Annotated in this window: 15 protein-coding genes and 2 pseudogenes; 15 read left to right on the top strand and 2 right to left on the bottom strand. The window is 68.0% G+C overall.

Going from position 1 to position 18,878, the window contains the following annotated elements; genetic code table 11:
- The first annotated feature begins 16 nt into the window (after positions 1-16).
- On the top strand, positions 17-553 hold the full coding sequence (locus tag ACQGNJ_RS01300; protein ID WP_426687417.1) for a pseudouridine synthase: 537 nt from the start codon (positions 17-19) through the stop codon (positions 551-553).
- Between the two features lie 102 nt (positions 554-655).
- Here the strand turns inward: ACQGNJ_RS01300 and ACQGNJ_RS01295 are convergent, their stop codons facing one another.
- Positions 656-1,453, bottom strand: a complete 798-nt coding sequence (locus ACQGNJ_RS01295; protein ID WP_426687416.1) for a TatD family hydrolase — start codon at positions 1,451-1,453, stop codon at positions 656-658.
- Positions 1,454-1,660: 207 nt separating this feature from the next.
- Between ACQGNJ_RS01295 and ACQGNJ_RS01290 the strand changes: the two genes are divergently transcribed.
- From ACQGNJ_RS01290 to ACQGNJ_RS01275, 4 genes and pseudogenes are all read left to right on the top strand, one after another.
- Positions 1,661-3,259 carry a M4 family metallopeptidase gene (locus tag ACQGNJ_RS01290; protein ID WP_426687415.1) on the top strand — a complete coding sequence of 533 codons (1,599 nt, stop codon included), beginning with the start codon at positions 1,661-1,663 and terminating at the stop codon, positions 3,257-3,259.
- A gap of 118 nt (positions 3,260-3,377) precedes the next feature.
- A pseudogene (locus ACQGNJ_RS01285) lies at positions 3,378-5,894 on the top strand (ESPR-type extended signal peptide-containing protein); the annotation flags it as partial.
- A 207-nt stretch (positions 5,895-6,101) separates the two neighbouring features.
- Positions 6,102-6,581: pseudogene (locus ACQGNJ_RS01280) on the top strand (YadA family autotransporter adhesin); the annotation flags it as partial.
- Between the two features lie 117 nt (positions 6,582-6,698).
- Complete coding sequence (locus ACQGNJ_RS01275; protein WP_426687433.1) at positions 6,699-6,938, top strand: YadA-like family protein; 240 nt, start codon at positions 6,699-6,701, stop codon at positions 6,936-6,938.
- Positions 6,939-7,155: 217 nt separating this feature from the next.
- Here the strand turns inward: ACQGNJ_RS01275 and ACQGNJ_RS01270 are convergent, their stop codons facing one another.
- Entirely contained in the window at positions 7,156-9,912 is a 2,757-nt protein-coding gene (locus tag ACQGNJ_RS01270; RefSeq protein WP_426687414.1) for a Calx-beta domain-containing protein, read from the bottom strand.
- A 366-nt stretch (positions 9,913-10,278) separates the two neighbouring features.
- Between ACQGNJ_RS01270 and gspE the strand changes: the two genes are divergently transcribed.
- The 10 genes from gspE (at position 10,279) to ACQGNJ_RS01220 (ending at position 18,878) form a co-directional block, all read left to right on the top strand.
- Positions 10,279-12,012: a type II secretion system ATPase GspE gene (gene gspE, locus ACQGNJ_RS01265; RefSeq protein ID WP_426687413.1), complete on the top strand. Its 1,734-nt coding sequence runs from the start codon at positions 10,279-10,281 to the stop codon at positions 12,010-12,012.
- A 1-nt stretch (position 12,013) separates the two neighbouring features.
- Positions 12,014-13,231 carry a type II secretion system inner membrane protein GspF gene (gene gspF, locus ACQGNJ_RS01260; protein ID WP_426687412.1) on the top strand — a complete coding sequence of 406 codons (1,218 nt, stop codon included), beginning with the start codon at positions 12,014-12,016 and terminating at the stop codon, positions 13,229-13,231.
- A 32-nt stretch (positions 13,232-13,263) separates the two neighbouring features.
- Positions 13,264-13,689, top strand: a complete 426-nt coding sequence (gene gspG / locus ACQGNJ_RS01255) for a type II secretion system major pseudopilin GspG (RefSeq protein WP_426687411.1) — start codon at positions 13,264-13,266, stop codon at positions 13,687-13,689.
- 125 nt (positions 13,690-13,814) lie between these two features.
- Complete coding sequence (locus ACQGNJ_RS01250; protein WP_426687432.1) at positions 13,815-14,315, top strand: GspH/FimT family pseudopilin; 501 nt, start codon at positions 13,815-13,817, stop codon at positions 14,313-14,315.
- 164 nt (positions 14,316-14,479) lie between these two features.
- Positions 14,480-14,896 (top strand): type IV pilus modification PilV family protein, encoded by a 417-nt coding sequence (locus ACQGNJ_RS01245; protein ID WP_426687431.1) that lies wholly within the window; start codon positions 14,480-14,482, stop codon positions 14,894-14,896.
- A complete protein-coding gene (locus tag ACQGNJ_RS01240; protein ID WP_426687410.1) occupies positions 14,893-15,549 on the top strand; it encodes a prepilin-type N-terminal cleavage/methylation domain-containing protein in 657 nt (218 codons plus the stop codon). Before ACQGNJ_RS01245 ends, ACQGNJ_RS01240 begins: the two co-directional genes overlap by 4 nt.
- Positions 15,546-16,415 (top strand): type II secretion system minor pseudopilin, encoded by an 870-nt coding sequence (locus tag ACQGNJ_RS01235; protein ID WP_426687409.1) that lies wholly within the window; start codon positions 15,546-15,548, stop codon positions 16,413-16,415. Before ACQGNJ_RS01240 ends, ACQGNJ_RS01235 begins: the two co-directional genes overlap by 4 nt.
- Entirely contained in the window at positions 16,412-17,581 is a 1,170-nt protein-coding gene (locus ACQGNJ_RS01230; protein WP_426687408.1) for a PilN domain-containing protein, read from the top strand. The genes ACQGNJ_RS01235 and ACQGNJ_RS01230 overlap by 4 nt, the downstream gene beginning before the upstream one ends.
- The gene (gspM, locus tag ACQGNJ_RS01225) at positions 17,578-18,216 is read left to right on the top strand and encodes a type II secretion system protein GspM (RefSeq protein WP_426687407.1); all 639 of its coding nucleotides are present in this window, start codon (positions 17,578-17,580) and stop codon (positions 18,214-18,216) included. The genes ACQGNJ_RS01230 and gspM overlap by 4 nt, the downstream gene beginning before the upstream one ends.
- Positions 18,213-18,878 (top strand): hypothetical protein, encoded by a 666-nt coding sequence (locus ACQGNJ_RS01220; RefSeq protein WP_426687406.1) that lies wholly within the window; start codon positions 18,213-18,215, stop codon positions 18,876-18,878. The genes gspM and ACQGNJ_RS01220 overlap by 4 nt, the downstream gene beginning before the upstream one ends.

The following is an 18,878-nucleotide window of genomic DNA, read 5'->3' as shown; positions in this document are numbered from 1 at the left end:
CCGTCCCCTTGCGCGCATGCTCATTGCCCTCAACAAGCCGTACGGCGTGCTGTGTCAGTTCACCGACGATCGTGGCCGCTCCACGCTGGCCGATTTCGTGCAGCAGAAAGACGTCTATGCGGCCGGAAGGCTGGACCAGGACAGCGAAGGGCTGTTGCTGCTGACCGACGACGGCCGGCTCGCGCATCAGCTGACCGACCCGCGTCACAAGCAGGCCAAGACCTACCTGGCCCAGCTCGACGGCCGCGTCGACGAGGCGGCGCGGCAGGCGCTTTGCCGCGGCATTGTCCTGAGCGATGGCCCGACCTTGCCGGCCGAAGCGCAGCTCATCGACGAGCCCGCCTGGTTGTGGCCGCGCCAGCCGCCGGTGCGCTTTCGCAAGGCGATCCCGACCAGCTGGATCAGCCTCACCCTGCGCGAAGGACGCAATCGCCAGGTGCGGCGGATGACCGCCGCCGTCGGCTTTCCCACCCTGCGCCTGATCCGCGTGCGGATCGGCGAGCACGCGCTGGATGGCCTGCTTCCTGGTCAAACGCGAGTGCTGCCGGACTGACCCGTCCTTGCCTCCTCTCCCGCATGCCCCTAAAGGGACTTCCTTCGGTCGCAGAAAGGGTTGGGGTGGGGTGCTGTTGACCTGGGCCAGGCGGTGCCCGCCCTACGAGGCGGGCGGCAGCCCGAAGAAGGCCTCGGCCGTCCTCGTGCTGTTCGCCGCCGTGACCTCGAAACTTTCGCCACGGTCGCGGGCGATCTCCTCGCAGATGTGCTTCAGGTACATCGGCTCGTTGCGCCGGTGTGGCGGTTGCGGGCGTACCGTGCGCGGCAGCAGATACGGTGCATCGGTCTCGATCATCAGCCGGTCCGCCGGAATCTCGCGCACCAGTTCGCGCAGATGGGTGCCGCGGCGCTCATCGCAGATCCAGCCGGTGATGCCGATGTGGCAGTCCAGTGCCAGGTAGTCGCGCAATGCCTCGCCGGTATCGGTGAAGCAGTGCACCACCGCTGCCGGGATCTTGTCGCGATAGCGCCGCAGCAGGGCGATGAAGTCGGCGTGGGCGTCGCGCTGGTGCAGGAACAGCGGCTTGCCCGCATCCACCGCGATGCGCAACTGGCGTTCGAACACCTGCAGCTGCACTTCGCGCGGCGAATAGTTGCGGTTGTAGTCGAGGCCGGTTTCGCCGACCGCGCGGACCAGGGGCTCCTGCGCCAGCTCGCGCAACAGGGTATCGGTGGCCTCGTCGTAGTCGATCGCGTGATGGGGGTGGACGCCGGCGGTGGCGTACAAGGTGCCGGGATGCGCCCGGGCCAGCGCCAGCGCATGCGTACTGCCCTCGCGCGAGGCACCGGTGACGATCATTCGGCCGACCCCATGCATGTGTGCGCGTTGCAACACGGCATCGAGGTCGTGATGGAACGACTCGTGGCCCAGATTTGCGCCGATATCGAGCAGCTGCATGTGACGCCTGCAAAAGCACGATTGTCGCAGGGAGTTCCAGTCGTGCGAAGTACTACTCGGAATTATTCCGATTGACAGTGCTAAAGCGCGCCCCGTAGTTTGCCCGGATCGCCAGTTCCTGGGGGGAATGGCGGATGACACCCACCAATGGATCTGCAGGCACCCACGGGTAGGCCTGCGGCAAAACTGTCTGCAAAGGGGAAACAGATGCTCAAGAAGAAACTCGCCAGTGCCTTGCTCATGGCCGTGGGCGCCACCGCGATGCCGTTGTGCATGGCGGCGACGCAGGTCGATATCCACGCCGGACAGCTGGGGCGGGTCGCGTCATCCACGTTGGCGAGCCGATTGGGCCTCGGCACCGGCAATGCATTCGTGGCGGCACATCAGCTCAGGACGGCGCATGGCACGGTGAAGACCCGCGAGCAGCAGACCTACAAGGGCGTGCCGGTCTACGGGCGCAGCCTGGTGGTGGAGCGCAATGCGAGCGGAACCGTGCTTTCCGCCGAAGGCTCCGCCGAGCGTGACATCGCCGCGCGCCTGGTGTCGGTGCTGCCGCGCCTGTCCGCGCTGCAGGCGCAGTCTGCGCTGCAGGCGCGGATGGGTCATGCCGGCCTGCCCGTCGACAACGCCAGGAGCAAGCTGTACGTCTATCCGCAGAGCCAGGGCGCACCGAAACTGGTGTACCAGACGTCCTACCTGGTAAATGTTCACGGCAATCCCTCGCGTCCCACCGCGCTGATCGACGCCGACACCGGCGCGATCCTCAAGCAGTGGGACGGCCTGACCGACGGTCGTCGTCCGCCCGGCGGCAGCAGCCAGCCGGTCGCCGTATCGGCCACCGGCCCGGGCGGCAACGAACTGACCGGCCTGTACCACTACGACAATTCCGGTCCGGGCCGCGAATGGCTCAGCGCACAGCGTATCGGCAACGTCTGCTATCTGCAGAACGGTGAAGTGGCCACCTACAATCTGGCCGGCGGCCAGCGCGTCACGCAGTGGTCGTTCGGTTGCGCCGGATCCGATCCGGCGGCCTGGGTCAGCTTCGGCGACGCCATCAATGGCGCCTATTCGCCGATCAACGACGCGCACCATTTCGGTGGTGTCGTGTACGACATGTACAACAGCTGGTTCGGCACGCCGCCGCTGCGCAATGGCGACGGCTCGCCGATGCAGCTTTCCATGTGGGTGCACTACGGCACCAACTTCGAGAACGCGTTCTGGGACGGCAGCGAGATGGTCTTCGGCGACGGCGACCAGTACTTCTATCCGTTCGTGGTGCTGGACATCACCGGCCACGAGATCAGCCACGGCTTCACCGAGCAGCATGCGGGGCTGGAATACATCGGCCAGTCCGGCGGCATGAACGAGGCGTTCTCCGACATGGCAGGCGAAGCGGTGAAGTATTTCGACCGCGGCAGCAACGACTTCATGGTGGGTGCCGATATCGTCAAGCCGGCCACCGTGCCACTGCTTGGCATGCCGGCCCTGCGCGACATGTGCACGCCAAGCAATGATGGAGCCTCGATCGACAACTCCAGCCAGTACACCGACGCCCTCGATGTGCATTACACCAGCGGGGTCTACAACCGGGCGTTCTGCACCTTGGCCAAGACCGCCGGCTGGAATACCCGGATGGCTTTCGAGGTATTCCACGACGCCAACGCGTTGTACTGGGGGCCGGCGGAAACCTTCAACGGCGGCGCCTGCGGCGTTGAGCAGGCGGCGGTGGATCGCCGCTACAGCGATGCCGATGTGGCGGCTGCGTTCAGCACGGTCGGCGTGACCTGCGACAGCGTCGCGAAGTAATCGCAGTCGTATTGCGAAGCGGCCCTCTGGCCGCTTCGCCATTTCTGTTGGCGTGCGAATGGTTGCCCCGAATGTGTGTCGGGTCGGGCATCGCAGTCAATGACCCACGAACAAGGCAATGCCGGCACCGTCGCGCGAACAATCGCCGCGGCAGCGCCGAGCATGGGAGAAGGCAATGAACAAGATCTACAGCAAGGTGTGGAATGCATCGCTGGGCATGCTGGTGGTGGCATCCGAACTGGCGAGCAGCCGCGGCCGCAGCGGCGGCTCGCGGCGTCGAGTGATCGGTGGTATCGCCCTGGCTGCCACGTTGCTGCTGCCACTGGCGCCGCTGACGGCACAGGCGCAGACCGCCGCCGCCTCGTGCGTCTATACCACCGATGGCGTCAGCACCACGGTGCCGGCGGTGCCAACCGGTGACGGTGCATTCACCTGTGGCGTGGATGCCGTCGCCAATGGCGCCAACGCCAGCGCGATCGGCTCCAACGCCAGCGCCACGGCGGATTCGGCGACAGCGGTGGGCGGCGCTTATACCGATACCGACGGCACGGTCTACACCACCGAGGCGAGCGGGTTCGGCGCGACCGCGATCGGTGCGGGCGCGGGCGCCGACGGCGCCGACAGCACGGCGATCGGTTCGCTGGCATACGCCACCGGCCAGGGTGCATTCGCCGGCGGCAGCAATGCCGGGGCCGACGGCTACAACAGCGTGGCGCTGGGTGCGAACGCGCAGGCATCCGATCGCGGCAGCATCGCGATCGGTGGTGGTGACCCGGACCCGGCCAACAATTACCTGGCCACCGAGGCGCAGGGCGAGGGCGCGATCGCGCTCGGCTCGATCGCGGCGGCCGAAGGTCGTGGCGCGATGGCCATGGGCTACCAGGCGGCGGGCATCGGTGACAATGCCACCGCCGTCGGCAACGGCGCCTTTGCCATTGGCGCCGGCGCCACCTCGGTGGGTGGTGCGGCGTATACCGGTGCCGACTCCGCCACCGCCGTGGGCAACAACGCGGTGGCCCAGGGAACCAGCTCGACCGCGGTTGGCGCGGACAGCTCGGCCGCCGGCGCCTATGCCATCGCGATGGGTGCGCAGGACAGCGGCGGTTACGGCGGCGCGGTCGGCAATTACTCGCTGGCGCTCGGACTGGACAGCGGAAGCCTTGGTGGTCAGTCGCTTGCCATCGGCCTGCTGGCCGGGGCATTGAACAACTACGCCACCGCGGTGGGCGGTTTCAGTACGGCGTCCGGCGCTTTCGGCACGGCGCTGGGCTACAGCGCGACCGCCGCAGGCCGGGCCAGCTTGTCCGCCGGCGTGCAGGCCGATGCGGAGGGCAACTACGCGGTGGCGATGGGCGCCGGCGCGCAAGGCCTGGGTGTGGATACGGTGGCGGTCGGCGACAGTGCCAGCGCCACGGCGGATTCGGCGACGGCGGTGGGCGGCGCTTATACCGATACCGACGGCACGGTCTACACCACCGAGGCGAGCGGGTTCGGCGCGACCGCGATCGGTGCGGGCGCGGGCGCCGACGGCGCCGACAGCACGGCGATCGGTTCGCTGGCATACGCCACCGGCCAGGGTGCATTCGCCGGCGGCAGCAATGCCGGGGCCGACGGCTACAACAGCGTGGCGCTGGGTGCGAACGCGCAGGCATCCGATCGCGGCAGCATCGCGATCGGTGGTGGTGACCCGGACCCGGCCAACAATTACCTGGCCACCGAGGCGCAGGGCGAGGGCGCGATCGCGCTCGGCTCGATCGCGGCGGCCGAAGGTCGTGGCGCGATGGCCATGGGCTACCAGGCGGCGGGCATCGGTGACAATGCCACCGCCGTCGGCAACGGCGCCTTTGCCATTGGCGCCGGCGCCACCTCGGTGGGTGGTGCGGCGTATACCGGTGCCGACTCCGCCACCGCCGTGGGCAACAACGCGGTGGCCCAGGGAACCAGCTCGACCGCGGTTGGCGCGGACAGCTCGGCCGCCGGCGCCTATGCCATCGCGATGGGCAGCCAGAACTCCAATGGTTACGGCGGCGCGGCCGCCCAGCAATCGGTGGCGCTGGGCTTCAACAGCGGTGCACTCAACTCGGGCGCCGTCGCCGTCGGTGCGTACAGCCTGGCGCAAGGTCTGCTTTCCTCTGCCATGGGCTACGGCGTGCAGGCCGGTGGCGACTATTCGCTGGCCGGCGGCGCGTTTGCCGCATCCACGGGAGCCAGCAGCGTTGCGCTGGGTGAGAGCAGTGCCGCCAGCGGCGACGAGAGTGTCGCGCTGGGCGGAAGTGCCGCCGGTGGCAGTTTCACCACCGATGCTTCGGGTTACGGAGCGGTGGCACTGGGCGCGGGCAGCTATGCCACCGCCGACTATGCTTCCGCGCTCGGCTGGCTGGCCGGCTCCGATGCGATCAACGGAACCGCGCTGGGCTCCGGTGCCTGGGTCCAGGCGGCGGCGGAAAACTCGGTGGCGCTGGGTGCGCAATCGCTGGCTGACCGGGCCAACACGGTTTCCGTGGGCAGCGCCGGATTCGAGCGGCAGATCACCAATGTCGCGGACGGTACCGCGGCAACGGATGCGGTGAATCTGCGGCAGCTGGAAGCGGTGCAAACGCAGGTGACGCAGACCGGCTCGGCGGTGAGCGACAACACTGCTGCCATTGCGACGAACACCGCGGCGATCGCCGCCAACACCTCGGACATCGCGACGAATACTGCCGACATCGCGACCAACACCACCGACATTGCCACCAATACCGCCGCCATCAGCTCCCTGGACGGCCGGGTCGGCACGATTGAAGGACAGCTCGGTGACCTGCAACAGAGCACGGCGGAGCTGGGTGCGATCAGTATCGACACCGCGGGTGACGGCAGCGACGACGCCGCGGCCGTGGCCGGCTCGCGTGGCGTGGCGATCGGCTCGAATGCAGCGGTGGGCGGTGACCATGGCACGGCCGTGGGCGGCGACAGCTACGCGGCCGGCCCGAACGATACCGCGATCGGTGGCAACGCGAAGGTGAATGCCGATGGCAGTACCGCGCTGGGCGCAAACACCACCATCGCGGCGGTGGCGACCAATGCGGTGGCGGTCGGCGAGAGCGCTGCCGTCAGCGCCGCCTCGGGCACGGCGATCGGCCAGGGCAGTTCGGCAACGGCGCAGGGTGCGGTGGCGCTGGGTCAGGGCTCGCTGGCCGACCGCGCCAACACGGTATCGGTGGGTACGGCGGCGAACAACCGCCAGATCACCAACGTGGCCGCCGGCACCCAGGTCACCGACGCGGCAAACTTCGGCCAGGTGCAGCAAGCCCTGGTCAGCGCGAAAGACTACAGCGACGCCAACGCCCAGCAGACCCTGCAGAGCGCCAACGCGTATACCGACCAGAAGTTCGCCAATGTCGCCAGCACCGGCGACGTGAATTCGCTGCGCAACGACACCAACAACCGGTTCCACGCCATGGACAAGCGCGTCAACCAGGTCGGTGCGATGGGCACGGCAATGGCGCAGATGGCGTTCAGCACGCAGGGCATCAACTCGCCCAATCGCGTGGGCGTGGGCGTGGGCGGCTATGGCGGCCAGGCCGCGCTGTCGGTCGGTTACTCGCGCCAGCTGTCGCCGAAGGCCAACCTGACCTTCGGTGCGGCGGTCAGCGGCAACGAGACCTCGGGCGGCGTGGGCGTGGGCTTCGGCTGGTAGGCAAGGCCAAGGGCTCGGCGAAACGAGTCCGCTACGCAAGACGGGAACCGGCGCCGCGTGGCGCCGGTTTTCTTTTGCGGCTCGGTCTCGTTGCAATCGCGCGAGGTGGCGGTCACGGCCATCCATACCGCTCCCGCCGCCTCTCCCGGAGCGGCATCATCTTCGGGAAGGGAAGGGCCCTCCATGGCGGGCCCTTCTGCCGTGATGCGACGCAGCTTCAGTGGCGTCCGTGAGCCAGGCCCGGGCAGGCCAGGTCGAGCACGAAGCCGTCGTGATCGGAGACGCCGATAGCCTTGCCGATGCCGCTGTCGCCTGCGGCATCGTGCTGGGTCTGGTCGGGAGCGTCGAGGTTGCCGCGGCCGTATTCGAAACCGCGGAAGCAGCGCTGGGCAAGGCGATCAAGCAGCGCCTGGTCGAGCACCTGGGCCACCGGAACGTCGCGCCCGGAGTCGAACGAGCCGGCGCGCTGGTAGCCCTGGATCTCGCCCAGCTGCTGGGTGAACAGGAACGAGTAGCGGTCGTTGGCGGGTACCGACTGCACCGCGTTCCACAGCGCCGGCTTCACGATGTTGCCACCGAGGTCGAGCAGGTTGGCGCTGTCGTCGTAGCTGCCGGCGATCGCGCCCACCACGTCGGTCCAGCCATCGGTGAACGGGTAGGCGTTGAAGTCGCCCAGCACCACCAGCGGTTCGAAGCCGGACTTCGCGTCGGTCTGCAGCGCCTGCACGCGTTGTGCGATGTCCTTCGCCCCGCTGAAGCGCTTGAGGCGATTGCGCGTGGCGTCCGCTCCGCTGTCCACGCCGATCAGTGACTTCGGATGCACCACCATCAGGCGGAACGAGAAGCTGCCCCTGCCCAGCTTGGTGCCTTCCAGCAGCAGCGGCGGGCGGTCATGCAGGTAGGCCGACTGGCCGGTAGCCGGGTCCACCCAGGTGGCGTCGTAGCCAAGCTGGGTCACGCTGGCGATCTGCACGCGATCGTCCTGTACCAGCAGACCCACGTCGATGCCGCTGGGATCGTGGCCGTCGACCAGGTGCGCGGAGTAATGCACGCCGTAGTCGTTGTTCAACTGCGTGGCCAGTTGTTCGAGCACCGGCAGGCTTTCGACCTCCTCGGCGCCGAGCACGTCGGGCAGCTTCAGCACGCCGCCGATGTAGGCGGACAGGCGTTGCAGCTTGAGCTGCAGTTCCGCCGCCGTCGGCGTGCCGCCATCACCGCACTCGTAGGTGCTGTTGCCGCCATCGGTGTCGCACAGCCGCAGCATGTTGAGGTTGCCCACGCGCAACGTATCCGGGCCCCGGCGGTCATGCACCGGACGCGGCATCGTGTTGGCATCGAGGATGTGCAGCGCGGTCGGCTGGAAGTCGTAGTCGCCGAAGCTGTAGCTCATCACGCCTTCGGCGATGAAACGCGCGCCGCCGTTGATGCCGGTGCCGGCCGGCACCGCATCCAGGGCATCGGCGTCCATTTCGAAGACCTCCGGATTGCCATCCCATACCCCGGACCGGATGTCGGACGCCGGCAGGCCGAAGGTGACGCCCTGCGAACGCAACGAACGGATGCCGCCGGCACTGACGAAGACCTCGGCGAACGGATCGTTGCCGTAGCGCTGGTTGCCGCGATCGACGATGCCGTTGATGATCAGCACGCGCATGCCCTCGAAGCATTCGAAGTTGGTCGTGCCGCAGGACAGGTGCGCCGGATCGGTCGACGGCAGGTTGTGACCGAACAGCACCGGGAGAGGCAGGCGATTGCCCGAGTTGAGCACCGTGATGCTGGCGCCGGTCAGTTCGGTCAGGCCGTGGTACTCGGCCACGCGGGCACGCACGTCCACCGCATCACCGACCTTCACCTGTGGCGCGCTGCTGGTGAACACGTACACGCCGTTCGAGGTCAGCCGGTCGTGGTCGTCGCGGCGATCCGGCGTCTGCATGGTGAAGCCGGCCGGGCCGACGCTGGTGACGATGTTGTTGCGGGTGATCACCGGTTGGCCGACGAAGGGCGAGCTGTCGCCGTTGCCCTGGATCTGGAAGATCTCGACCTGGGCCGCATCGTCGTTGAGGATGCCGCCGATGGCCTCGCCGCGGGCAATCGCGAGGCCGCTGGACGGCTCGCTCAGCCGCACGGCGAAATCCTCGTCGGGTTCGATCTTGCTGTCGCCGTGCACGGTCACGGCAACTTCCTGCACGGTGTCGCCGGCGGCGAAGCTCACCACCTTGTCCACTGCATCGTAATCGCCATCGGCCACGGTGGCGGCGCCATCGGCCGTGCTGAAGCGCACCTGCATCGGCGACGGTGCCGGCCTGCTCAGGGTGAGGCGGAAGGTGAGTGCGGTGGCGCCGCTGTCGCCTTCGTCGATCACGGCATCGGCCACCGACACGGCCAGGCCGAGGTCCGAACAGGTGCTGCCGGCGTTGTGCGGCAGCGAGGGCGACTGCAGGGTGAAGTCCACGGCGTTGTTGTCGGTGTCCTGCAGCCGGCCGGCCGCGCCGCTGATGCGGGCATAGGACTGGTCGGCATTGGTCGAGCCCAGCGATGCCAGGCGCGTGCCTTCGCCGTAGGCCGAACCGTCGCTGAGGCCGACCTGGTCCAGCACCGTGCCACCGACATCGGCAATCGCCATGCCGCCGGTGTCGGTGATGCCGGTCTTGTAGACCACATCGCCACTCACGCTGCCGGAGTAGCCGCTGCTGGCGCCGTTGGTCAGCAGCAGGTAGCAGCCCGGCGCGATCGACGTGCCCGCCGGCAGCGTCGCCCGCGTGCCGGTGGTGCCGCTGGCGTTGGAACCGAGCAGGGTGTAGCCGCCCACGTCGAGCGCGGTGGACGAGCCATTGTGCAGCTCGACGAATTCGTCGTTGCCGCCGGACGGTCCGCGCACGCGGAAATTGCTGATCGTGAGATCAGAGGCCAGCGCGGGTAGCGCGACCGCGAACAGACACAACGCCATCCCAACGGCGCGACGCATGGACATCATGGCGAGACTCCCTTCGTTTGACTGCAGACCCCGGAACCTAGCAACCCCGAATGACAGCGCAGTGGCAGGCCACTGATACCCGGCACGGAGCGATGGCTTTGCGACGGCCTCGTCAGTTTCGGCAGGAACTTGCCCGCCGGGCAGGCAAGCTGGCGCTGCGGGATGCGCCACAGGAATTTTTCCTAGATGTTGGGCCGCCATTGCGCCTGCGAACTCGGCACAATGAGGGGCCGCAGCAAAGATGAACGCATGCGGGCTGAATTCCGGGCGCATTCGCGTGTGTCCGGCCGGATGTGATACCTATGGCGTTTGCCGTTTCGCTGCAGGGGGCGTTGACGGTTTCGCGTGCACTGAGCGGGGTGGAGGATGTCGGCAGTGATTGAGCCGGCGGTCAGCGGGGCGGGCATGGCCGTGGAGGATCGCGAGGCGGAAGTCTGCGCGTGGCTGGTGGCTCGCGGTCGCCTGAAGGAAGGCGATCTGGTGCGCGCGCGTCGTCTGCACGAGGAGTCGACCGAGGGCACGCTGACCACGCTGATGGCCCGGCTCGGCCTGGTCTCCGAGCGTGACCTGGCCGAAGGCTGGGCGGAATTGCTGCAGGTGCCGCTGCTGGCCGCGCGCGACGCGCCGGAATTGCCGCCCACCGACCTTGACCTGTCGCTGCGTTTCCTCAAGCAGCAACACGTGGTTCCGGTGCAGGATGAAACTCACGGCCTGGCGCTGATCGTGGCCGATCCGGCCGATCCGTATCCGTTGCAGGCGGTGCGACTGGCCGCCGGCCGACCGGTGGCCCTGCGCGTGGGCCTGCGTTCGGAAATCGACGGGCTGATCGAGCGCTATTACGGCAGCGGCCGTTCGGCGATGGGCAGCATCGTGGAAAACCTCGATGGCAGCGCCGCCGAGGAAGAGGACGTCGAGCACCTGCGCGACCTTGCCTCCGAGGCGCCGGTGATCCGGCTGGTCAACCTGATTCTGCAGCGCGCGGTCGAGCAGCGCGCGTCGGACGTGCACATCGAGCCGTTCGAGAATCGGTTGAAGGTGCGCTATCGCATCGATGGCGTATTGCATGAGGTGGAGGCGCCGCCGTCGTCATCCACCGCGGCGGTGATCTCGCGCGTGAAGATCATGGCGCGGCTGAACATCGCCGAGCGTCGGCTGCCGCAGGATGGTCGCATCCAGTTGCGCGTGCAGGGCAAGGAACTCGACCTGCGTGTGTCCACCGTGCCGACCAGCTTCGGCGAGTCGGTGGTGATGCGCATCCTCGATCGCGAATCGGTGGTGTTCGATTTCGAGTCGCTGGGTTTCACCGACAGCTTCAAGCAGCGCTTCGTCGACGTGCTGCAAAAGCCGCATGGCATCCTGCTGGTCACCGGCCCCACGGGCTCCGGCAAGACCACCACGCTGTACACCGCGCTCAGCCAGATCAACACCAACGACGTGAAGATCATCACCGTCGAGGATCCGGTCGAATACCAGCTCGAAGGCATCAACCAGATCCAGGTGAAGCCGCAGATCGGGCTGGATTTCTCCGGTGCGCTGCGTTCGATCATGCGCCAGGATCCGGATGTGATCATGATCGGCGAAATGCGCGATCTGGAAACCTGCCGCATCGCGATCCAGTCCGCACTGACCGGCCACCTGGTGCTGTCCACGTTGCACACCAACTCGGCCGCCGGCGGCGTCACCCGATTGCTCGACATGGGCGTGGAGGATTACCTGCTCGGCTCCACCATCAACGGCATCCTGGCGCAGCGGCTGGTGCGCCGGCTCGATCCGGAAACCGCGATCCCATACGAGGCACTGCCGGAAGTGATCGAGCAGTTCGAGTTGCACAAGTACACCGACGAGCGGCCGATCCGCCTGTGGAAGCCCGGCAGCAGCGCGGCCAACCCCAGCGGCTATCGCGGCCGCCGCGCGATCATGGAATTCCTGACCATGAGCGATCCCCTGCGCCGGCTGGTGATGCAGCATGCGAACGAGGGCGACATCGAGAAGCAGGCACGCGCCGAGGGCATGCGCACGATGTATGAAGACGGCATCGCCAAGGCGGTGGCCGGCATCACCACGCTGGAAGAGGTCCTGCGTGTGACGCAGGAAGGCTGAGGTGGCGCAGTTCCGCTACAAGGCCGTCAGCGACGCCGGCGAAACGCTGCAGGGGACGATGGAAGCGGCCAGCGTCGAGGAAGTGATCGGCCGCCTGCAGGACCAGGGCCACACGCCGCTGCAGGCGCAGCCGGCCGATGGCGCGGCCGGCGGCAGCGGTCTGGCGGCGTGGTTCAAGCGCGGTCCGTTCAGCGGCGACCAGCTGGCCCAGTTCACCCATCAGCTGGCGACCCTGCTCGGTGCCGGCCAGCCGCTGGATCGCGCGCTCGGCATCCTGCTCGACCTGCCCGAGAGCGAGAGCGCGAAGAAGCTGATCGAGCGCGTGCGCGATCGCGTGCGCGGCGGCAGCACCTTGTCCTCGGCGCTGGATGAGGAACACGGTGTATTCCCCAAGCTGTACGTCAGCCTGGTGCGCGCCGGCGAGGCGGGTGGTTCGCTGGAGGAAACCCTGCGCCGGCTCGCCGATTACCTGGAGCGCGCACAGGCGATGCGCGGCAGCATCGTCAATGCGTTGATCTATCCGGCCTTCCTGCTGGTCGGCGTGCTCGGTTCGCTGGTGCTGCTGCTGGCCTACGTGGTGCCGCAGTTCGTGCCGATCTTCGAGGACATGCAGGTGCCGATCCCGTGGATCACCCAGGCCGTGCTGACCGTGGGCAACGCGCTGCAGTCCTGGTGGTGGCTGATCCTGCTGCTGCTCGGTGGTGGCCTGTTTGCGTGGCGGACGCACCTGCGTGAGCCGGCGGCGCTGCAGGCCTGGCACACCCGTCAGCTGCGGATGCGACTGCTGGGGCCGTTGCTGCTGAAGGTCGAGACCGCGCGTATCGCGCGCACCCTCGGCACGCTGCTGAAGAATGGCGTGCCGCTGCTGAGCGCGTTGAGCATCGCGCGCCAGGTCACCGCCAACCGTGCACTCGACGCCGCGCTGGCCGCGGCGCATGAACAGGTCAAGGGCGGTGCAGGCTTGAGCCTCGCGCTGGGCCAGTCGAAGCTGTTTCCGCGACTGGCGATGCAGATGGTGCAGGTCGGCGAGGAAGCCGGCCAGCTTGACACCATGCTGCTGAAAGTCGCCGACACGTTCGAACTCGAGTCCAGGCGCGCGATCGATCGTCTGCTGGCTGCACTGGTGCCGGCGCTGACCATCGTGATGACCGTGCTGGTGGCGATCATCATGGCCGCCATCCTGCTACCGCTGCTCAGCCTGACCAGCAATATCCAGTAACACTCCACCTTTTCGCCATCCGAGGTCCATCCATGCGCTACACACAACCACGACGACGCGACACCAACGCCGGCTTCACCCTGCTCGAAATGCTGGCGGTGATCGTGCTGATCGGCATCATCGGCGCGGTAGTGGTGACCCAGGTCGGCAGGAACGTCGACAAGGGCAAGTACGGTGCCGGCAAGTCGCAGCTGATGACCTTGAGCCAGAAGATCGAGAACTACGCGCTGGACAACGGCACCCCGCCGCAACAACTCGACGGACTGGTGACCAAGCCGGCCAACGCGGCGAACTGGCAGGGGCCATACGCCAAGGCCTCGGAGCTGAAAGATCCGTGGGGTCACGCGTTCGGCTACCAGTACCCCGGGCAGAACGGCAGTTTCGACCTGATCTTCTACGGTCAGGACGGCAAGCCCGGCGGTGAGGGCTACAGCAAGGACGTGGGCAACTGGCAATGAAACCGGGATTCGGGATTCGGGATTCGGGATTCGCAAAAGCGGACGGCCGGCGCTGGCGCACCTTGCCGAATCCCGAGTCCCGAATCCCCAATCCCGGGCGCGCGCAGCGCGCTGCCCCCTCCTTGATCCTCCCCCGCGGAGCAGGGGAGGAGACGAATGCAAGAAGCGCCTTATTCCACAAGAGTGGAGGCTTCACCCTGCTGGAAATGCTGGCGGTGATCCTGTTGATCGGCATCGCGGTGGCGGCGGTGTCGGTGTCGGTGACGCAGGGGCTGGCCAGTGCGCGCGTGCGGGCGGCCAGCGGCGAACTGGCCGGCGCCTTGCGCGCCACCCGGGCGCAGGCGATCGTGCGCGGCGAGGAACAGCACTTCGACGTCGATACCCGCGCCAACAGCTACGACGATGCGAAACGCCACGACGTGGCCTTGCCCAAGGGCCTGCGCGTCAGCATCACCAGCGCGAAAGAGGATCAGCCCAACGATCACACCGGGCGCATCCGCTTCTTCCCCGACGGCAGTTCCACCGGCGGACGCGTCACCCTGCGCAGCGGCCGCCGCGAGTGGCACATCAACGTGTCGTGGCTGACCGGCGAAGTACGCGTGGTCGATGTGGTGGGGGCGCGATGAAGGCGGGGAATGGGGAACGGGGAACGGGGAACACCAAGACGCCGGCCAGCGTGCAGTTCTGGCTGCGACAAAAAGTGTGTCGAAGCGTACGGACGCAGATCACGAAAGACTTTCGTGTTCCCCGTTCCCCGTTCCCCGCGACCGTCAGGAAGTCCCCTTGTTGGATTCCCCGCTCCCAAAACGGCTTCAGCCTGCTCGAGGTGATCGCCGCGATCATGCTGCTGGCGATCGCGTTCACCGCGCTGATGAAAGTGGCAGGCGCGTCGATCAACCTGACCCAGAACGCCGCCGGCTACAGCCAGGCGGCGATGCGCGCGCGCAGCCTGCTGGACAGCGCCTTCGTCGGCGAGCCGCTCAAGCCGGGCAGTCGTTCCGGTCGCTTCGATGCGCAGTACCGCTGGCAGCTCGACGTGACACCGTGGAATCCGCCGGGTTCGGCCGTCCCGGGTGCGCCGCTGCAGTTGTACCAGCTGGATCTGGCCGTCGCGTGGGGGCCGGATGCGCATCCGCGCTCGACCCACTTCCGCACCTTGCGGCTGGGCACGCCGTTGAACGCCAACCCCACGCCGGCCAGTCCATGAAAGCGCAGGCCGGCTTCACCTTGCTGGAAGTCCTCGCCGCGCTGGTGCTGCTGGCCTTGTTGCTGGTCGGCGTGTACTCGGGCATCCGCACCGCCACGCACAGCGTGCGCTCCGGCACGGCGGCGATCGAGCGGATGGATCAGGTGCGTTCGGCGCAACAGTTCCTGCGGCGCGAACTGGCGCAAAGCCTGGCCCAGCCGATCGAGCGCACCGATCACGGCGAGCCGGTGTACTTCGTCGGCAGCGCGCGCGAGATGCGCTACGTGGCACCCTTGCCCGGCTATCTGGGCAAGCTCGGCCCGCAACTGCAGCAACTGCGCCTGGTCGATGACGGCAAGAATGGCCTGCGGCTGGAACTGAGCCTGGCCCTGCTGCCGCCCGATGGCCAGCCGCCGCAACCGCTGGGTGATAGCCAGGTGCTGCTCGACCACATCAAGAGCGGCAGCTTCAGTTATCGCGGCGTCGACCAGAAAGGCGCAGCGCTGGCCTGGTCGCCGGCGTGGGCCGATGGCCGGCTGCTGCCGCAACTGGTGCGCGTCCAGTTGCAGGTCAACGGCACCGTCGCCTGGCCGCAGCTGGATGTGCCGTTGCGGGTCGAGGCATCGTCGGGTGGACTGCTGCGCATGGGCATGCGTGGCGGGAGCCTGCGATGAAGCGCGCACTTCCGCTCGGCCGTGATCATCAGCGCGGCGTGGCCCTGCTGCTGGTGTTGTGGGCGTGCACGCTGCTGGCCATCCTGCTCGGTGGTTACGCCGCACTGGCGCGCACCGAGGGCCTGCAGGCGCGCTACCAGTTTGCCCAGACGCAGGCGCATTACGCCGCCGAGGCGGGCCTGATGCGGGCGGCCTATGCCTTGCAGGATCCGCAGGCGAAGCAGCGCTGGATGGCCGATGGCCGGCCGTACACCTTCCACTACGACGGCGCCACGATCACCGTGCGCGCGATCGACGAAGGCGGCAAGGTGGATCTCAACGCCGCCTCACCCGACGTGTTGCTGGCACTGTTCCAGGCGGCCGGGCTGAAGCCGGCGCCGGCCCGGGCGCTGGTCGATCACGTGGTCGACTGGCGCACCCTGCCAGGCGCGCAAGACGATGCGGCGAACGGACAGAGCGACTATCTCGCCGCCGGCAGAAGCTACGGCCCGCGGCACGGCCCGTTCGCCAGTGTCGAGGAAGTGCAGATGGTGCTGGGCATGACGCCGTCGCTGTACCGGTTGCTGGCGCCAGCGCTGACGATCTGGTCCGGCAGTGCCAGTCCCGATCCGAACACCGCGCCGCCGCTGGCACTGGCGGCGATTCCGGGAATGACGTCGGAACAACGCCAGCAGATCGAGGCTGCACGGCAGCAGAACGCGAAGGACCCGCGGCTGGTTCTGGGCAGCGGAACAACGCATAGTATCCGGTCCGAGGCTACGCTGGCCGACGGCACGCGCGCGATCCTGCGCGCCACGATTCGCCTGCAGGCGGGGCAGGTGCGACCGTATGCCGTGTTGCGCTGGCAGGAAGGGGAGGCGGAATGAGTTCGGCAACGCAGTCACTGCGGCCGTTGGTCGATGTCGCACGCCGCAGCTGGCGTGCTTCGCCGTTGCCGGGCTTCCTGCAGTGGTGGGGCGGCGAGCTGCGCGCGCTGCTGCCTGTGCGCTGGCGCAGTCTTTTCGGCAGCGGCGCGGACTGGTACCTGCTGCAGAACACCTCGACGACGTGGACGCTGCGACACAGCGGCGACACCGGCGTGCTGGCCAGTTGGGACGAGGCCCAGCAGATCGCCGGCGATGCGGCCGGCAGCGCGCCGATGGCGCTGCGCGAAGCGCTGCACAAGGGCGACCGCGAGGACCTGCGCGTGGCGCTGTTGCTGCCGCCCGCGCTGGTGCTGCGACGCACGCTGAGCCTGCCCCTGGCGGCTCGCGACAACCTCGGCCAGGTCGCCGGTTTCGAGATGGACCGGCAGACCCCGTTCACCCTGGCCCAGGTGCACTACAGCGTGCGCGAGCTGGCGACCACGGCGCCGGCCGGGCGCTTCAACGCGGAGCTGGTGGTGGTCACCCGTGATGCGCTCGATCCGCTGCTCGCGCGCCTGCAGGCGCAATCGATCGGCGTTGACGCGGTGGATCTGGCGGTCGGCGACGGTCGCCTCGGCGTCAACCTGTTGCCGGCCGAACGGCTGCCGCAGCATGCGCGCCCGCGGCGCCGGCTCAACCTGATCCTGGCCGCCGCCTGCGTCCTGCTGCTGGCGTTCGTGCTGGGCGAATGGCTGCACAACCGGCAACTGGCGCTGCAGCAGATGCAAGCCGAGGTCGAGGGCATGCGCGCCGAAGCGCAGCAGGTGGCCGCGTTGCGCCAGCAACTGCAGGACAACGCCGGCGCCGCCGGCTTCCTGGCCCAGCGCAAGAAGAACAGCGTGGCGATGCTCAGCCTGCTGCAGGATGCCACCGCGCGCCTGCCCGACAGCGCCTGGCTGGAACGCTTCAGCGTGGACAACACCGGTCAGATCGGTTTCCAGGGTCAAAGCCAGCAGGCTGCGAAACTGCTCGACACCTTGAAGGATTCGCAGCTGATCACCGATGCCAGTTTCCAGGGCAGCATCCAGCCGGACCCGACCACCGGCAAGGAGCGCTTCTACCTCACCGCGCGGGTCAGGCAGCCGAAGTCGTCGGCGACGGCTGCCAGCGCCGGGGGCACGCCATGAAGCTGGCGGCCATGAAACCGCGTGACAGTCGCATCGCGGCGGTGATCCTGCTGTTGCTGACCCTGCTGCTCGGCTACGTCGTACTGCTGCACTGGTGGTTCGTCGCGCCGCTGCGGCAGATCCGCGGCGAGATGGCCGACCTGCGCGACACGCAGAGTCGCTACGCTGCCGCCATCGCCGAGAAGCCCGCGTTGCAGCAGCGCATTGCCGCGCTCGGCGCCGGCCAGGCGGCCAGCAGTGCGTTCCTGTCGACCGACGATCCGAACACCGCCGCGGCCGACCTGATGCAGCGCGTGGTCGACGTGGTGGCCGCGCATGCGGGCAGCGGTCGTTGCACGGTGAGCCAGAAGATGCCGCTGCCCAGTCCTGCGCTGGCTGCCGGCGAACCGTATCGCCGGGCCGCGGTGAGCATCAGCCTGAGTTGCGACCTCGAGCCGCTGGCCGCGGTGATGCAGGCGCTGGAGCAGGGTACGCCGTATCTGTTCATCGATGACCTCAGCATCTATCGCAACCCGGTGGCGGCGCAGCAGGGCGGCGCGGTTCCGCTGGAAGTGCAGTTCACGCTGTCCGGCTACGTGCGCCCGGCGCGGGTTGCGCCCGGCGCGCCCGGCGTTGCCGCGGAAGACGCGCCATGAACGCCGCCGGTCAGCGTCGTCTTACGCCCTGGTTGATGGTCGGCGCCATCGCGCTGGGCGCGCTGCTGCTGATGTTGCTGCTGGGTGTCGGTCGTGGCGTGCACTGGGACGCGCCGCGTGCGCGCGCGCCGCTGCCACCGGCCGGCAATCCCGCCAACCTGCCGCAGCCATTGCCGCTGCAGCAGTTCGCGCTGGTGTGGCAGAAGCCGCTGTTCGCGCCCGATCGCAAGCCGACGGCGGCGGCAGCCGACGGCGGCAGCCAGCTCGGTGATCTCGAACTCACCGGGGTGATCCTCACGCCCACCCTGCACATGGCCCTGCTGCACGATCGCCAGGCCAATCGCGAGGTGCGCCTGCGCGAGGGCGAATCGCTGCCCGACGGCAGCGTGAAGCTGGTCGAAGTGCATGCGCGCTCGGCCATCTTCGACGCTTCCAGTGGCCGCACCGAACTGAAGTTGCCCGCGGGCGCGCCGATCGATCCGCCGCGCGCCGCCGGCAAGGACGCTGCCAATGAAGGTGTCACGCCGGTTCGCGCGGTGCCGCCGATGCCGAACCGCGCCGAGCCCGATGCGCCACGCGAATCGCCGGCCGAGCGCCTGCGCCAGAATATCCAGAAACGTCGGGCCGCCCGCGCCGCCGCGGCCAACGAAGGAGTACGTTGA

The sequence above is a fragment of the Rhodanobacter ginsengiterrae genome, assembly GCF_050026815.1.
In the GTDB taxonomy this organism is placed as follows: Bacteria; Pseudomonadota; Gammaproteobacteria; order Xanthomonadales; family Rhodanobacteraceae; genus Rhodanobacter; species Rhodanobacter ginsengiterrae.
The sequence above is the reverse complement of the archived record's forward strand: the minus strand, read 5'-3'. Positions and strand labels throughout refer to the sequence as shown.

What these genes read in the sequence shown, in the direction of transcription:
- ACQGNJ_RS01300 (WP_426687417.1), top strand. Translation starts at nt 17, where the DNA reads ATGCTCATTGCCCTCAACAAGCCGTACGGCGTGCTGTGTCAGTTCACC.
- ACQGNJ_RS01295 (WP_426687416.1), bottom strand. Translation starts at nt 1,453, where the DNA reads ATGCAGCTGCTCGATATCGGCGCAAATCTGGGCCACGAGTCGTTCCAT.
- ACQGNJ_RS01235 (WP_426687409.1), top strand. Translation starts at nt 15,546, where the DNA reads ATGAAGCGCGCACTTCCGCTCGGCCGTGATCATCAGCGCGGCGTGGCC.
- ACQGNJ_RS01275 (WP_426687433.1), top strand. Translation starts at nt 6,699, where the DNA reads ATGGACAAGCGCGTCAACCAGGTCGGTGCGATGGGCACGGCAATGGCG.
- ACQGNJ_RS01220 (WP_426687406.1), top strand. Translation starts at nt 18,213, where the DNA reads ATGAACGCCGCCGGTCAGCGTCGTCTTACGCCCTGGTTGATGGTCGGC.
- ACQGNJ_RS01230 (WP_426687408.1), top strand. Translation starts at nt 16,412, where the DNA reads ATGAGTTCGGCAACGCAGTCACTGCGGCCGTTGGTCGATGTCGCACGC.
- gspM (WP_426687407.1), top strand. Translation starts at nt 17,578, where the DNA reads ATGAAGCTGGCGGCCATGAAACCGCGTGACAGTCGCATCGCGGCGGTG.
- gspE (WP_426687413.1), top strand. Translation starts at nt 10,279, where the DNA reads ATGTCGGCAGTGATTGAGCCGGCGGTCAGCGGGGCGGGCATGGCCGTG.
- ACQGNJ_RS01290 (WP_426687415.1), top strand. Translation starts at nt 1,661, where the DNA reads ATGCTCAAGAAGAAACTCGCCAGTGCCTTGCTCATGGCCGTGGGCGCC.
- ACQGNJ_RS01270 (WP_426687414.1), bottom strand. Translation starts at nt 9,912, where the DNA reads ATGATGTCCATGCGTCGCGCCGTTGGGATGGCGTTGTGTCTGTTCGCG.
- ACQGNJ_RS01240 (WP_426687410.1), top strand. Translation starts at nt 14,893, where the DNA reads ATGAAAGCGCAGGCCGGCTTCACCTTGCTGGAAGTCCTCGCCGCGCTG.
- gspG (WP_426687411.1), top strand. Translation starts at nt 13,264, where the DNA reads ATGCGCTACACACAACCACGACGACGCGACACCAACGCCGGCTTCACC.